The sequence below is a fragment of the Bradyrhizobium sp. ERR14 genome (assembly GCF_014198235.1).
Taxonomy (GTDB): Bacteria; Pseudomonadota; Alphaproteobacteria; order Rhizobiales; family Xanthobacteraceae; genus Bradyrhizobium.
Genome location: NZ_JACIHD010000004.1, coordinates 463,883 through 478,464, shown reverse-complemented (window position 1 = coordinate 478,464; position 14,582 = coordinate 463,883). Strand labels below are relative to the sequence as shown.

Here is a 14,582-nt window from a genome sequence, read left to right as displayed (position 1 = left end):
GATGCCGCGGACCGGTTGGGCCCCATGAGCGAGATCAACCTGCTCCAACCGATGCACGCATCGACCAGGCGGAACTACGTTCAGCGCGTGGTCGAGCACGACAAGGCGGAATCCGCCACCGTCGCGCGGCAATGGGGACGCGACTACTGGGACGGCGACCGGCGCTACGGCTATGGCGGCTATCGTTATGACGGACGCTGGCGCCCGCTCGCCCAGACCCTGATCGATCGCTACGGCATCAAGCCCGGCATGAGCGTGCTCGACGTCGGCTGCGGCAAGGGCTATTTGCTCTACGAGTTCACCCAGATCGTCCCCGACCTCACGATCGCCGGCATCGACATCTCCGACTACGGCATCGCCAATGCCAAGGAGGAGGTGCGGCCGCTGCTGAAGGTCGGCAGCGCCGTCGAGCTCCCCTACCCCGATCATAGCTTCGATCTCGTGGTGTCGCTCGGCGTGCTGCACAACCTGCCGCTCGAAGACGTGTTCCGTTCAGTGCGTGAAATCGAGCGGGTCGGGCGCGGCGCCTCGAAATATCTGATGGTGGAATCATTCCGCAACGAGCGCGAGAAGGCGAACCTCCTCTACTGGCAGCTCACCTGCCTGAGCTTCCACGGCCCGGAAACCTGGGCGTGGATCTACGACAAATGCGGCTATCGGGGCGACCATGGGTTCATCTTCTTCGAATGAAGCCGGCCTGCGCCGGCCGACGTCGCTACGCGCGCAGAATCCGGAAGTGTATTATTCGGACGACGCCATCGTTACGGCGGATGACGCCACGATCGCGGAGCTGAAACACATCGCCGCCGGCAACCCGCGTCTGCGCAGCCGGCTGTGCACGCACCCCGATCCCGCGTCCAGCCTGCACGAGATGCTGATCGTGCATCATCGCGAGGCCTATGTCCGGCCGCATAAGCATTTTGGCAAACCTGAATCGTTTCACGTGATCGAGGGCACTGCGCAGGTCGTGATCTTCGAGGATGACGGCCGCATTCGCGACGTACTCGAGATGGCGCCCTACGGCCAGGGCAAGCGCTGCTATTATCGGATGCCCGAAAAGGTCTTCCACTCGATCCTGATTACCTCGGAATGGCTGGTGTTCCACGAAACCACCGCCGGCCCGTTTGATCCCTCACGCACGGCATTTCCTGACTGGGCCCCCGATGGCGGCGACGCTGCCGAGGTCCAACGCTACGTCACACGGATTGGCGCGCTCGCCGCGGAGCATCTGGCGAGACAATAAATTTCGACCACACTGCTCGACGATCCCGCCGTGAATGATCGAGGACGAAACCAGACGATGAAGCCGCCTGCAAAAGCACTGGTTACCCTGGTCAAGTTCGCGGTGTCGATCGGGATCCTGGTATTGCTCTTGCGCAGCCAGGACTTGTCGTCCCTGAAAGCCGATCTTCTCGCGGTCAACTTGAACATGCTCGCGCTTGCGGTGTTGCTGCTGTTCGCCCAGACCTTCGTTCTCTGCCACCGCTGGATCCTGATCCTCCGCGCCATGAGCGTCCCCCTGGGATGGCTGGCCGGCTGGCGCATTCTCATCATCAGCACCTTCTTCAATCAGGTGCTGCCCGCAGGCGGCGACGCGGTCCGGATCTGGATGCTGCGGCGGAATGGCGTGCAATGGTCGCAGACGATCGGCAGCATCGTGGCCGATCGCTTCCTGGCGCTGCTGGCGCTCGGTCTCATCGTCCTGGCGGGAATCCCGTTCCTGCTGCCTCGTGTCCACGACAACTCACTCCTTTTCGCGATCGTGACCGTTTTGGCGGCTGCATGCCTCGGCGCAATCGCCATGGCGACGCTGGACCGGTGGCCGCCACGCTTGATTGCGGCCGTGCCGGCCAGGATCGTGCAATTCGCGATGCTGGTCAGGGCTCCGTTGCTCGCGGCCGGAGGGCGGACAATGTTGATCGTATCAGCCATTGTCGTCCACCTGATCACCGTTGCGACCTGCTATGTCCTCGCGATCGGACTGGAGGCGCCCCTCTCCGCACTTGACGCCTTCGTGCTGGTCCCGCTCGTCATCCTGTCTTCCGCGGTCCCCATCTCGATCGGAGGCTGGGGTGTGCGCGAAGGCGCGATGGTCGCTGCGCTTGGTCTTGCTGGAATCGCATCCGACAAGGCGCTCGCAATATCGGTTTTGCTGGGGCTTGGCGGCCTGATCGTCGGCCTGTTCGGCGGGCTGGTATGGCTGTTCGCGCCCGAGCGCACCAGCTTCAGCCCCGACCAGGCGCGGGCCATCGCCGAACGAACTGATGCAGCGCCGGTAGCATGAGCAACCCTGTACAAGATCAAACGATGACGGTTGGCGAGGTGCGTTTGCGCGCCATCATCGAAACGTGGTGGCCCCGCATCCTCATCTTCGTGCCGGCGGCACTTTCCATCTGGTTCGTGAACCGAACCGGCACCTACCGTACCTTGCTGTTCGACGGCGGCTGGACGACTCGATTTTACGTCCTCGCCTGGATCGTCCTGACGGCGTATCTCGGCTGGCTCATCATGGCGACCGGACGCCTGGCATTCTCGCTGATCAAGCACGAGCCCACTCAGCGCGTCGATGAGTTCTTCGTCGGCGCGGCTGCGCTCATCTTGGCGGGAGTTGGCCTCGGCGCTCTTTCGATCCTGTACCCGCAGATCGTTGTCGGATTTGCGGCCGTGCTGCTGCTGTGGGACAGCCGCAGCTTCGGAAAGCCGCGGAAACTCGCGGTGACCCTGCCGCTGGCCGCAACGTCGTTGATGGGCCTTTGGCTCCTGGCGACGGTGTTCCTCGATCGCGCCGTCATACCGGACGTGATTTCGACCGACGTTCAGCAGCTCTACGCCCCGTATCTTGCGGAGGTTGCGAGAAATCACAGCATCTGGCTTGCCGCCGACAATCCCATCTTCTCCGACTTCGAGATCGGCCACGGAAACGGGCTGCATCTGTTGTTGGCGACGTTCCTGCCGCCCCATGTCGCCCAGATAGTTTCGTTTCTCTACTTCGTCGGGATCGGCGCGGTCATTTTCGAGCTCGCCCGCCTCATTCTGCCGTTGCAAGCTCTCGGACGCCGCTGGGAAGACGCCGCGATCCCAATAGCCCTCGGTTTGGCGATCCTCGGGCTTGCGTGGCCCCGCACGATGCCGAGCGTCAAGGCTGGCCTCTACATCATGGAGTTCGGCAAGTACCATCTTCAGACGGCGGCATTCTTCGTCTATTTCCTGCTGGTCGTCATTCGATCGTCCCAAGCTCGCGACCGGCTTGCCGCCGGCATTTGCGGCCTTGCCGTCGCCGCCTCCTATCCGCTCTATGCAGCGTTCGTGTTCTTGATTTCGTCGCTGGGCGTATTCACCAAGGTCCTTCAGCGAGATCGATCTGGCCTCGTCACCAGCCTGTTGCTCGGATTGGGAGCGGTTGGCGGGTGCATCCTGGCCTTCTCCATCAATTATTTTTATCTCGGAATCCCGGCAACCAATCCGTACGCGCTCTTTCGAAAAATCGCATCAGTCGAGCGTTTCTCGCAGTTCGGCAGCCTGGAAATTCTTGATTTCTTCGTGCTGGCGCAGTCGCTGGAAGTCAGCGACTTCCTCAGCAAGGCGGGAGTGGTCGCCTTCATCAGGCAAGCCAAGTCCGTTCTCCTGGTTGCAACACTCATCGCGGCGACGACTTGTGCGATCTCTTTCCTCGATTCGAAGTTGTTTCCGGATCGATCCGACTTCATGAAAAAGCGGACACTGCCCAGTGTTGCGGGACTTTTCATCGTGATCGCCTACGTCGCCAGCGTGCGGCTGCTGGACATGACGCTGAACATTCCTAGCCTGATCAGGCTATCCATTCACGTCAACGCGCTCTTCCCGCTCGCAGCCGCCGCGATCGCCTTCTGGGGGCTCGTCATCGTGCGGTGGCTGGTCCCGACCGTGTTCGTCGGGCGCTTTGCACCCAATGTCGCCATTTTGGCGCTGCTCGCCGCTTGCGCCTGGATGACGGCCTCGTATCCCTGGCAGAGCTTCAGGGACGACGGAGCCATCGCCTTTGCGGCCCGCGGGCGCTCTCTCATCGAGATGCCGCGTGTCAGCCTGAACTGGCAGCGCTGTGACGAACTGCAGCAATCGACGGGCTCCGATCGGATTCTCGCGCTGAACGGCTACCGCGCAATGGTGCCCTGCTATTTCTCGCCGCTGCTCACGCGAGGCAAGGTCATCCACACCTATCAGAGCGATGTCGCGCGCAACTTCAGCAAGATCGCACTTGGGAGCGCCGATACAGCCGAAGCCACTCTACGATCACTCGGGGTCAAGCTCTTCTATGTTCAGAAGCAGAATTGCGATTTCTGGCTCAACGGTTTCTCCGATCTCTTTCAGAGCGCCGAGCTGGAGAAGCGGTTCGCCCTTCATAGCGAGACCCCGAACTACTGGATGCTGACGTGGAGGGATGGCGGTCAAACCTTGAGTCCCGAGGCCGAGGCCGGCATTTCTGCGCTTCGGACGAGATCGAAAGACATCTACCGGCAGGCCTACGGGATCGAGCCGTTCGAGGTGGTGAAGCACCGTCTGTCTCCCAACGGCCAACGAGCGGACGTCACGGTCCTCGGTCAGCTCATGACCTGCCACTAGGTTGTGCTTCGCACCGGTTCCGTCCATCTCGGCAAGAGGAAGGCCGTAAACAAAGGCCACGGGGTACCAGCTCGAGGGTGTCGCCAGGCTTGTGAATAGCCCGCCCGGCGCAACTTAAGAATTGTGGCACGGCCTGCGGCGCTATATAGGCTTCAACTGCCGCGTATCGCCTGGGGCGCCGATGTTCCCGTGTTTTCCCGCAAAGAGTTAAAGCCGTGACCGACCATTGCCGCCTTTGCCATTCGACCAACCTGCGTCCGGTCATCGACCTCGGACTGATGCCGATTGCGCATCGGCTTCGGCACAGCCGAAACGAGCAGGATGAACGATATCCGTTCGAGGTGCTGGCGTGCGGCGATTGCGGCCTGCCCCAGATCGTCAAGCCGATCGATCCCGACATTCTGTACCGCCAGTTCAACTACAATTTCAGCAGCTGGAAGCCGGAGCCGCATCAGGCGGACGAGCTCGACACCATCGCGAAATTCTCCAAGCACCAGTCCGTGTTCGAGATCGGATGCAACGACGGCCTGTTCATGGACAAGCTGCGCGAGCGCGGCACCAAGGTCATGGTCGGCGTCGAGCCCAATCCGGTGTCGGGCAAAATCGCCCGCGAGCGCGGCATCAAGGTCTATGCCGACATGCTCAGCCCGGAGATGGCCCACGATGCTGTCGCTCAGTCCGGCAAGTTCGACCTCGTCATATCGCGCCAGGTGCTGGAGCACATTGTCGATTTCGAGAACTTCTTCGACTGCGTCAAGATCGCGCTCAGCGACGACGGGCTGCTGTTCATCGACGTGCCGGATTTCGCACCCGGCTCGGCAGTGGGCGACCTCTCCGTTCTCTGGGAGGAGCATGTCAGCTATTTCACCGAACCGACCCTGCTCGCGCTGCTGGCGCGTCACGGCTTCGAGGCGGTGTCCGTCAAGAAATACAATTTCAGCGGCGGCAGCCTCGCGATCGCGGCCCGCCGTGCCAAGGGCACCGTGACGCCGCCGCCCGCGCCGTCCGGCGTCGGCGAGAAATTCGGTCAGCGCGCACGCGAGTATGGCGCGCGTCTCCGCCCGATTCTCGCGAAGGCCCGCGCCAACGGCGCCGAGACTGCCATCTACGGCGCCGGCTGCCGCGCCTGCACCTTCACCAACGCCCACGAGCTGGCGGATCTCGTCGATCTCTCGGTCGACGACCAGAAGGAGCGTCAGGGGCTGTTCCTGCCCGGCACCGGCATTCCGATCCGCTCGCCCGAGGATCTCGCCGGCAAGCCGGGTCCGCTCGTCTGTCTCCTGGCCGTGAACGAGGAGAACGAGGCCAAGGTCAGCAGCCGGCTGCGCGAGAGCGTGAAGCGTCCGCTGCAGATCGTTTCGATCTTCGCGCCGAACGACATCTGGAGCGAGCTCGACCGTCTCGAGGCGGCCGCAGGGTCGCGGCATGGCTGAGGACAAGCTCTTCAACTATTACGAACGTCAGGATGTTCTGCCGACGTTCGGGAATTTCAAGTCGTCCACCGAGCTCGAGGCCTACGCCAGCCAGCGGCGCGAGCTGTTTTCGGACAAGCTGGTGCTGCCGCCGCGGCTGTTCCGCGATGCCGATGTGCTCGAATTCGGTCCCGATTCCGGCGAGAACGCGCTGGTGTTTGCCGGTTGGGGCGCGAACATGACGCTCGCTGAGCCGAACCGGCATGCACACCCGAAAATCCAGGCCTACTTCGCACATTTCGGCCTGACCCAGCGTCTCCGCGAGCTCGCACTGGCCGACGTCGAGGGCTTCAGCAGCGATCGCCGCTTCGACATGATCGATGCCGAGGGCTTCATCTACACGGTGCAGCCGAGCGAAAAATGGCTCGGCATCTTCCATCGGCTGCTCAATCCGGACGGTTACGCCGTCGTATCCTATTACGAGCGCTATGGCGGCTTCTTCGAGCTCGCGCTCAAGGCGATCCATGCGGCCGGCAAGGCATTGACCGGTCGCGCCCCGCTCGAAACCGCGAAGCTGCTTTTCGAGGCGAAGTGGGACAGCATTCCGCACACCCGCAGCTTCGAATCCTGGCTGATGGACGTGCTGGAAAATCCGTTCGTCCGGCATCGCTACTTTCTCGACGCGGCCACCTTGTGCGCGGCGGCGCATCAACAGGGGTTCGACGTCCATTCGGCATGGCCGGCCTACCGCGACAGCCTCGACATCTACTGGCACAAGAAAGTCCTGTCCGGCGATGAGAAGCTGCACCGCGCGACGCACCATCTCGACCGCAGCCGCCTGAGCTTCCTCGGCGGACGAAAGCTCTATCTGGTCGGCAAGGCCGATGCCGTGCAGGCGATCTCGGCATCGATCGAGGCGCTGGTTCTCGACGTCGATGGCATGATCGACGATCCCTTCGGCGCGAGCCTGCCGCGCGTGATCGCGGGCCTTGCGTCGCTGCGCGAGACAATCCGGACCACAGACGTTCTCGCCGACGATGCCGCCGACATCGAAGCCATCATCGCGACGCTCGACAGCTTCCATCGCATCTTTGGCGCGATCGGGCGACGGGACGTGTCCGCAGTCACCGCCCTCACCCAGGCGGATCCGGCCTTCATCAACACGTGGGGACAGCCGGCGCATTTCCTCGTGATCCGGAAGCGCTAAAGGATCTTAGCCAGTGAAGCCAGGCATTGGCATCATCGGAACGGGCATGGTCGGCCAGATGTGCCACCTCGCCAATTTCGCTGCCAATCCCGCCTGCCGCGTCGTCGCGATCGCCGATCTCCGGCCGGACCTCGCTGCCGCCGCGGCGCAGAAGTTCGGCATTCCCAAGGTTTACGGCACGCACCGCGAGCTGCTCGCGGACAGCGCGGTGTCCGCCGTCGTCGTCGTGACGAAGCGTCGTGCCACCGGCCCGATCGTCCTGGACGCGTTGAACAGCGGGCGGCACGTACTGTCGGAAAAGCCGATGGCCTACACGACGGCCCGGGCCATTTCGCTGGTCGAAGCCGCGCGGCAGCAAAAACTCGTCTACAGCGTCGGCTACATGAAACGTCACGATGCCGGTGTGGCACGGGCGCTGCAGGTGCTGACGCGCTTGCGCGAAGACCGCTCGCTCGGACGCATCGTCCGGGCAAAAGGCTGGTGCTTCGGCGGCGACACGGGCCGGTCGCACGACAATTTCGTGATGACCGGCGAAGCGCGACCGGACGGGATCGAACTCTGGCAGGATGGTCCCGACTGGATGCCGCGCGCGATGCGTCCCGGCTACGACAATTTTCTGAACGTCTTCAGCCATATCATCAATCTTGCGCGCTACCTGCTCGGATCGTCGCCGACGGTCGCCGAAAGCGCGATCGAGATTTCGGGAGCCGCGCGCATCACGCTCGACTTCGACGGCATCGCCTGCACGCTGGATCTCGTGAACGGCTCCGAGGGCGGCTGGCGCGAGGGGCTGACGATCGATTTCGAGCGCGGCGCAGTGACCCTGGAATTGCCGCCACCTTTCGCCGAGCAAGAGGCGGAGGTCATCGTCGATCACGATTGTCAGCGCACGCGGCTGACGGATGATAAGAGCTGGGCATTTCGGCGCCAGGCGGACGCCTTCGTTTCCGACGTCGCCGCGCGAGGCGTCCCCTTGGCCTCCGGCGCGGACTCAGTGACCGACATCGCGCTTGCGGAGACGGTTTGGAAACAGCGGGCTAGCGGTTAGGCGCGGCATCCTTGCTTGCGCCCTCGAGCGGCAGGACGCCCGCGATGGGCCCGAGCTTGATCGTGACCTGCGCAAGTTGAGCCAGGAACTCTTCAACATCGCAGCGCGCCAGGAACCGGCACGCATAGTACTTCCGCACCAAGGTCTGGTTCGGTGCGGCCCCTGGGCCCGGCTGGAACGAGATCGTCGCCTGCGGCCCCGTCGGATCGAAATGATGGAATGCGCTTCCCGGAGCCGTCCGCGCCTCGTCCATTCCCCGCAGGATGTCGGGCCGCTCGGCCCGCAGTGCAAATCCGAAGAACGGCTGATTGCCCCAGGCAAGGCGCAGCATGCCGGTGACCTCGGCGAGGCCGAACGGCACATGCCGTGAGGGGTAGTCGAAAAAGCCGTCATCGAGCGCATAGACCGTCGCCGCGGGCTGGGCGCGGCCGGCAAGGTTGCGCGTCAGGGCCTCCTGCTTCAGCGTTCTCGCCTGCATGAAGACGTAGTCGCTCCACAGCATGCCGATCGACATGATCAGGCCCGATCCAAATATGGCTGCAAAGGCGGTGCTGGGACTGGTCCAACGTTCGGCCAGCCGCTTGAATGCGAGAAACCCCAGCGCCGCAGGCACACCGAACATCAGCAGATGTCGGCTCTCGTAGAAATGCGTGGACGACGGCCGCAGGCCGGCGATCAGATAGGGCGACGACAATGCGAGGAACAAGACCAAGGCGAGCACGAGCGGCAAGGCGATCGCGAGTCTGGACGTGGTCGGCTTCGTGTCGGCGCGCAGCAGCAGCAAGACGATGCCGACGAGCACCGCCGCCAAAATGAACAGCCCCGGGACGGCGATCGCCGCGCGCAATGCGTGGGCCAGGACGTCCCTGTAGCCGGTGATGAAGAATGCCAACCATCCCTTCACCAACTCGCCGAGCGTCGGGAAATGGGCATCATAGTGCTGCGCGTACACGCCGATCCGCTTGAACCAGATATTGAGCGTGCCCCAGTAGATCAAAGGAAGCAGGATCAATTCCGGATAACCCAGGGCGCAGCGCCAGGATGCGAGCCATGTGCGGCGAACCAAGCCGTCCGTCGGCTTCCCGCCCCGCCATATCGCAACGAACAGACCAAGCATCACGAAGGCATAGAGCACGATCGTCGAGTTGAGTGCGAAGCCCAGCAGGAACACGAGCGCACAGGCCACGCGAAGCAGCACGCGCCGCAGGCCGCGGGCGCTGAAGGCCAGCGTCAACAGCCATGCGCCGATGAACAGCAATCCGAAGCTGAAGACGTAGACCGCGTTCGCCTTGCCCGCCCACAGCTGATAGCCGGGATATGTCCAGACGATCAGCGCGAACCCAACCGCCTCGGAGCGGTCGAGCAGACCGAGACGCGTTGCGGTCAGGGCGAGCGATATTGCGCCGAAGACAATTCCAGCAATCGCCAGCGAGACCATCACGACAACGGGGGCGCCCGTCCAGTTCGCGAACGTGTCGTAGCTGTAAAATATCGGATGACCGGCGCCGTTCAGCAGGAAATCGATGTTGATGAAATAGTCGGGACGCGGCTTGAGCACCAGCCAGTCGTCCATGAAGAGACCGTCGTTGAGGAGCATCGGCGCATGCGCAGCCAATAGCACGACGAGGAGGACGACTATCGCACGCAGCAATGGGGACATCTCGGACGGAGGAACGGCATCGCCGGCAGGATTCGCACGCCCACGTGACGTCCGCAAGGCGGGATGATGGGCTCCCTTGACCGGAAAAATGCGACCTTTTATAGACTTTCGCTCTGGCTGGGCCTGAGAGGCGTCCGGGACGATTTTCCGCAATGAACATGCTCCCGGGCCCGGCGCAAGCCGCTGCGATTGGTCTCAGTGTCGCGCTGCCGCTGCTGCTATTGTGCTACGCGCGCATCGCCGCCACCGGCGGATCCGGCCGCCGCTTCCGGCTCGGCTGCATCACCGTCTTGGCCCTTTACGCGATCGCCTGTCTCGCGCTTCCCGGTCAGCGCCGTTATGACGACGTGCTTGGCGGCCTGTTCCTGCTCGCGACCGCGATGATGTTTTTCTACATCCTGTTCAGCCTGCTGGCCTGGGGCTTTACGCTGACGCTGCTCACGGCACTCGTTAAAGCCGGGCGTCCCCTCACCCTTGAGCAATGGGCCGTAGCCTACATGCAGGGCGGAGATCTCGGCACCTTCACGCACAACCGCCTGAAGCTCCTGGTCGGCGCGGGGATGGTGATCACGGCCGACGGCAGGCTGGCTCCGACGGCCAAGGGGGTGGCGGTCGCGCGTCTCGTCAAACTCGTTCGTCTGTCGACGGGCCTTGGGTGAGCGGCCACGATGTCCTTCGTTGTCGGATTTCTCGCCGCAGTGACCTTCGCCTTGTTGGCGCCTGCCTTGCAGCTCATGGCCCGCGCTCGCGGATGGTCGCTTGGCGCCGTGACCCTGCTTGCGATCGCCGCGATCCTCACCCATGGTCTCGGCGTGATGCTTGGAATCCTCGTCGTCCCGCAATTTCAGTATTGGGACGCCGCGTCGATTTTCGGTTTTTGCGTGATGGGTTACGTCTTCGCTTTTGGCGCAGTGTACAAATCCGTTTCCCTGGACATTCTGCTCAGCCTCACCGACCGGCCCGGGCGGAGGGCTCCGCTTTCGGAGATCATCGAACGGCAGGTTCCAGATTTGTTCCAGGGACGAATTGGGAACTTGGTCGACGGCGGCCTGGTCGAACCGGTGGATTCACATTTTGCAGCGACGGCGGCGGGCCGGACTATGGCAGGCCGCGTCGGACAGCTGCGCCGCGCCTTCGGTATCGGCGATACCAGCCTCTATGATTTTTCCGAATAGTTGCCGGGATCACACACATCGCCGGTTCGTGCCGATTGTGCAGGGCATATCTGCGGGCCCCTTATTGTTCGCCTGGTTCAGATGACCTAGAGTTGCGCCAGGGTTCCACCAGTAATGAGTGGCCGGCAACGGGCGGCATGAGATGACACCTTCCAGGGCGGCAAAACGGCTTACGATCGTCATCCCTGCACTGAACGAGCAGGACAAGATCGCCGACACCATTGACGGCGTGCTGCCGCTCGCCCGCGAACTGCTCGACGATTTCGAGATCTTCCTGATCGACGACGGCAGCACCGACGCCACCGGCGCGATCATGGACGAGTTCGCAGCCGGCGAGCCGCGCATCATCGTGCAACATAACGCCCAGCCGCGAGGCGTCGGTGCCGGCTTCGAATACGCCCTGTCGCGCGCGAAATTCGATGTCATCACGCTCATTCCCGGCGATCACGCCTTTCAGAACGAGGGTGTTGCCCGGATGTTCAAGGCGGCGGGCGCCGCCGACCTCGTCATCACCTATCGCGACAACCAGTCGGACCGCTCCGTCAACCGCTCGCTGCAGTCGCATTCGCTTCGGTTCATCCTGAACTGCCTGTTCGGCTTCTGGCTGTCCGACTATCACAGCATGATCGTCTACCCCGTGAAATGGCTGCGCCAGATCGCGGTCAAGGCCGACGGCTACGGCTATCAGATCTGCGCGTTGATCTCGCTGCTCCAGCTCGGCCTCACCTACGTCCAGGTGCCCGTGAGCCTGAACGCAGAGCTGAAGGGCTCGTCCCGTGCGCTGCGCCTGCGTACCTATTTCGAGCTCGGCGGCACCATCGTCTCGCTGCTGCGCCGCGTTCCCATCCGGGACGTCGATCTCAGCCAGATTCCTGACGACGCGGAGCGGGCCCCGGCGCGCTAGGCGCCGCCTGGCCTGCCAACCCCGGACATCAAGCGGATGGGCTCAGGCCTGGTGAGATGGGCTCGCGCGTGGCGATTCGCCCGCGGGACGCCTTGTCCCTATCCTGCCAGCACCTGACTTAAGTGATTGATTTGACTGGCAGGAGTGGCAGGGCTCGAACCTGCGACCCCCGGTTTTGGAGACCGGTGCTCTACCAATTGAGCTACACTCCTACAGACCTCGGGTCGCCCCAGGATCAGGGCCGCTTTCAAGCACAGGCGACGGCCGGTTTGCAAGGGTGAACCGCGCCCGCTTCGCTTGTTTGTACCGGGGTTTCTGGGCCACAGTCCGTTGCCGATAATCAAAAACAAACTGGGAGTGCCCATGACCGCCACAGCGACCGCTCCAGCCGCCTCACAGGCCACGATCGCAGCCTCCACCCCGCCTTTGCCCGAGGCAAGGCCGGAGACGCTTGGGCTGTCGCGGCCGCGCCTGCAGGCCATGTCGGACGCCTTCAAGCGCGAGATCGACAAGGGAACCGTTCCCGGGATCACCGTGCTGGTGGCGAGGGGCGGCCAGGTCGGCTGGTTCGAGGCGCTCGGCCGGCAGAGCCCGGCGGCCGCGGCGCCGATGACGCGGGATTCGATCTTCCGGATCTTCTCGATGACCAAGCCGATCGTCTCGGTCGCCATCATGGCGCTGGTCGAGGACGGCTATCTCCTGCTCAGCGACGCCGTCGCAAAGTTCATCCCGGAATTTGCCAGCCAGCAGGTCGGCATCGTCAAGGACGGCAAGCTGGAGCTGGTGCCGCCGGCGCGGCCGATGACCGTGCAGGACCTGCTTCGCCACACCTCGGGCCTGACCTACGAGCACCAGGGCGACGGCCCCGTGCACAAGCTCTACCAGGAGTCCCGCGTCCGCAGCCGCAAGATCACCAACGCCGAGCACGCCGCCCTGGTGGCGAGCTTCCCGCTGGTCTGCCAGCCCGGCGCGGAATTCAACTACAGCCGCTCCACCGACATCCTCGGCCGCATCATCGAGGTCGTCAGCGGCAAGTCGCTCGGCACGTTCCTCACCGAACGCGTGCTCGCCCCGCTGCAGATGGCCGAGACCGGCTTCTCGACCTCGGAGGCCAATGCGGGCAGGCTCGCCGAGCCATTCGCGGCCGATCCGTGGACCGGCGACAAGGTCGCGCTGTTCAACATGCACGAAGCACCGGTGATGGAGTCCGGCGGCGGCGGCCTGGTCTCGACCACGATGGATTATGCTCGCTTCTGCCTGATGCTGCGCAACGGCGGCACGCTCGACGGCGCCAGGATCATCGGCCGCAAGACGCTGGAGCTGATGGCGTCCGATCATCTCGGGCCGCAGGTTCAGACCAACGGAACCCTGCTCTCGCCCGGCCACGGTTTCGGCCTCGGCTTCGCCGTGCGCCGCGAGGCCGGCATCGCGCCGTTCCCCGGCAGCGTCGGCCAATATTTCTGGAGCGGCATCGCGGGCACGTTCTTCTGGATCGATCCGAAGGAGGATCTGTTCGCGGTGTTCATGAGCCAGGGGCCGGGACAGCGCGACTACACGCGAACGCTGGTGCGGGATCTGGTTTACGCGGCCGTCGAGTGAGGTGGCGTCGCTTGAGTTGAATGATCAAGCGCCAAGCTCGGTGCAGCCTCTCCCGCTTGCGGGGGAGGTCGGCACGAAGTGCCGGGTGGGGACTCTCCCCTCTGGGGGTCCTCAATTGTGGCAAGACCCCCTCCCCAACCCTCCCCCGCAAGCGGGAGAGGGAGCGCACCGTCACTCGCGGCCACACCGTGGCCTACAACGCTTCTCAGCTAATCGTCGCGCCGCCGTCGATCACCATGGTCTGGCCGGTCATGAAGTCGCCGGCCTTGGACCCCAGGAACACCGCGGCGCCGGCGATCTCGTCGGGGATACCGATGCGCAGGAGCGGTGAGCGCGCGGTCGAGGCCTTCAGGTTCTCCGGATTGTCCCACAGCGCCTTGGCAAAATCGGTCTTGATCAGGCCGGGCGCGATGCAGTTCACGCGGATGTTGTCCTTGCCGTATTCGCAGGCGAGGTTGCGCGCCAGCTGCATGTCGGCGGCCTTGGAGATGGCGTAGGCGCCGAGGATGGTCGAGCCTTTCAACCCGCCGATCGAGGAGACGATGATGATGGAGCCGTCCTTGCGCTCGATCATCTGCGGCACCACCATCGAGATCAGCCAGTTGTTGGCGACGATGTTGTTGTCCAGGATCTTCCTGAACTGATCGTCGGAGATGCCGGCGAGCGGACCGTAATACGGGTTCGAGGCGGCGTTGCAGACCAGCACGTCGATCTTGCCGAAAGCGCGGTTGCTCTCATCGACGAGGTTTTGCAGATTCTCCTTCGAGGAGATGTTGGCGGCGACCGCGACCGCAGTGCCCTTGCCGAACTTGTCGTTGATGCCCTTGGCCACCTGCTCGCAGACATCGGCTTTGCGCGATGATATCACGACCTTGGCGCCGTGCTCGGCCATGCGCTCGGCAATCGCAAGCCCAATGCCGCGCGTCGATCCGGTGATGACGGCGACTTTCCCCTTCATGTCGAACAAGGTCATGTTTC

At 63.4% G+C, this 14,582-nt stretch carries 13 protein-coding genes and 1 tRNA gene; 11 read left to right on the top strand and 3 right to left on the bottom strand.

Features of this window, described 5'->3' with window-relative positions:
• Window positions 1-24 precede the first annotated feature (24 nt).
• From GGD62_RS15555 to GGD62_RS15525, 7 genes are all read left to right on the top strand, one after another.
• Window positions 25-690, top strand: coding sequence for a class I SAM-dependent methyltransferase (locus GGD62_RS15555; RefSeq protein ID WP_183708978.1), 666 nt, complete (start codon window positions 25-27; stop codon window positions 688-690).
• Complete coding sequence (locus GGD62_RS15550; protein WP_183708977.1) at window positions 668-1,243, top strand: WbuC family cupin fold metalloprotein; 576 nt, start codon at window positions 668-670, stop codon at window positions 1,241-1,243. Before GGD62_RS15555 ends, GGD62_RS15550 begins: the two co-directional genes overlap by 23 nt.
• Before the next feature lie 57 nt (window positions 1,244-1,300).
• Window positions 1,301-2,284, top strand: coding sequence for a lysylphosphatidylglycerol synthase transmembrane domain-containing protein (locus GGD62_RS15545; protein ID WP_018322235.1), 984 nt, complete (start codon window positions 1,301-1,303; stop codon window positions 2,282-2,284).
• Between the two features lie 23 nt (window positions 2,285-2,307).
• On the top strand, window positions 2,308-4,599 hold the full coding sequence (locus GGD62_RS15540) for a hypothetical protein (protein ID WP_246800110.1): 2,292 nt from the start codon (window positions 2,308-2,310) through the stop codon (window positions 4,597-4,599).
• Window positions 4,600-4,814: 215 nt separating this feature from the next.
• Window positions 4,815-6,032: a class I SAM-dependent methyltransferase gene (locus tag GGD62_RS15535; RefSeq protein WP_183708975.1), complete on the top strand. Its 1,218-nt coding sequence runs from the start codon at window positions 4,815-4,817 to the stop codon at window positions 6,030-6,032.
• On the top strand, window positions 6,025-7,218 hold the full coding sequence (locus tag GGD62_RS15530) for a class I SAM-dependent methyltransferase (RefSeq protein ID WP_183708974.1): 1,194 nt from the start codon (window positions 6,025-6,027) through the stop codon (window positions 7,216-7,218). The genes GGD62_RS15535 and GGD62_RS15530 overlap by 8 nt, the downstream gene beginning before the upstream one ends.
• Before the next feature lie 13 nt (window positions 7,219-7,231).
• Window positions 7,232-8,266 carry a Gfo/Idh/MocA family protein gene (locus GGD62_RS15525; protein ID WP_183708973.1) on the top strand — a complete coding sequence of 345 codons (1,035 nt, stop codon included), beginning with the start codon at window positions 7,232-7,234 and terminating at the stop codon, window positions 8,264-8,266.
• On the opposite strand, the gene GGD62_RS15520 is transcribed toward GGD62_RS15525, so the two are convergent.
• Complete coding sequence (locus GGD62_RS15520) at window positions 8,256-9,926, bottom strand: hypothetical protein (RefSeq protein WP_183708972.1); 1,671 nt, start codon at window positions 9,924-9,926, stop codon at window positions 8,256-8,258. The genes GGD62_RS15525 and GGD62_RS15520 overlap by 11 nt on opposite strands.
• Window positions 9,927-10,078: 152 nt before the next feature.
• Between GGD62_RS15520 and GGD62_RS15515 the strand changes: the two genes are divergently transcribed.
• The 3 genes from GGD62_RS15515 (at window position 10,079) to GGD62_RS15505 (ending at window position 12,005) form a co-directional block, all read left to right on the top strand.
• Complete coding sequence (locus GGD62_RS15515; protein WP_179739815.1) at window positions 10,079-10,585, top strand: hypothetical protein; 507 nt, start codon at window positions 10,079-10,081, stop codon at window positions 10,583-10,585.
• 9 nt (window positions 10,586-10,594) lie between these two features.
• A complete protein-coding gene (locus GGD62_RS15510) occupies window positions 10,595-11,101 on the top strand; it encodes a hypothetical protein (protein WP_183708971.1) in 507 nt (168 codons plus the stop codon).
• 142 nt (window positions 11,102-11,243) lie between these two features.
• Entirely contained in the window at window positions 11,244-12,005 is a 762-nt protein-coding gene (locus GGD62_RS15505) for a glycosyltransferase family 2 protein (RefSeq protein WP_183708970.1), read from the top strand.
• Window positions 12,006-12,141: 136 nt separating this feature from the next.
• Here GGD62_RS15505 and GGD62_RS15500 read toward each other — a convergent pair.
• Window positions 12,142-12,217: transfer RNA gene (locus GGD62_RS15500), tRNA-Trp, on the bottom strand.
• A gap of 151 nt (window positions 12,218-12,368) precedes the next feature.
• Between GGD62_RS15500 and GGD62_RS15495 the strand changes: the two genes are divergently transcribed.
• Complete coding sequence (locus GGD62_RS15495) at window positions 12,369-13,604, top strand: serine hydrolase (protein WP_183234646.1); 1,236 nt, start codon at window positions 12,369-12,371, stop codon at window positions 13,602-13,604.
• A 205-nt stretch (window positions 13,605-13,809) separates the two neighbouring features.
• On the opposite strand, the gene GGD62_RS15490 is transcribed toward GGD62_RS15495, so the two are convergent.
• Window positions 13,810-14,577: an SDR family NAD(P)-dependent oxidoreductase gene (locus GGD62_RS15490; protein ID WP_141934334.1), complete on the bottom strand. Its 768-nt coding sequence runs from the start codon at window positions 14,575-14,577 to the stop codon at window positions 13,810-13,812.
• Between the last annotated feature and the right edge of the window lie 5 nt (window positions 14,578-14,582).

Coding starts and splice junctions, on each gene's coding strand:
- GGD62_RS15555 (WP_183708978.1), top strand. CDS start 25: ATGAGCGAGATCAACCTGCTCCAACCGATGCACGCATCGACCAGGCGG.
- GGD62_RS15550 (WP_183708977.1), top strand. CDS start 668: ATGGGTTCATCTTCTTCGAATGAAGCCGGCCTGCGCCGGCCGACGTCG.
- GGD62_RS15545 (WP_018322235.1), top strand. CDS start 1,301: ATGAAGCCGCCTGCAAAAGCACTGGTTACCCTGGTCAAGTTCGCGGTG.
- GGD62_RS15540 (WP_246800110.1), top strand. CDS start 2,308: ATGACGGTTGGCGAGGTGCGTTTGCGCGCCATCATCGAAACGTGGTGG.
- GGD62_RS15530 (WP_183708974.1), top strand. CDS start 6,025: ATGGCTGAGGACAAGCTCTTCAACTATTACGAACGTCAGGATGTTCTG.
- GGD62_RS15520 (WP_183708972.1), bottom strand. CDS start 9,926: ATGTCCCCATTGCTGCGTGCGATAGTCGTCCTCCTCGTCGTGCTATTG.
- GGD62_RS15515 (WP_179739815.1), top strand. CDS start 10,079: ATGAACATGCTCCCGGGCCCGGCGCAAGCCGCTGCGATTGGTCTCAGT.
- GGD62_RS15510 (WP_183708971.1), top strand. CDS start 10,595: ATGTCCTTCGTTGTCGGATTTCTCGCCGCAGTGACCTTCGCCTTGTTG.
- GGD62_RS15505 (WP_183708970.1), top strand. CDS start 11,244: ATGACACCTTCCAGGGCGGCAAAACGGCTTACGATCGTCATCCCTGCA.
- GGD62_RS15495 (WP_183234646.1), top strand. CDS start 12,369: ATGACCGCCACAGCGACCGCTCCAGCCGCCTCACAGGCCACGATCGCA.
- GGD62_RS15490 (WP_141934334.1), bottom strand. CDS start 14,577: ATGACCTTGTTCGACATGAAGGGGAAAGTCGCCGTCATCACCGGATCG.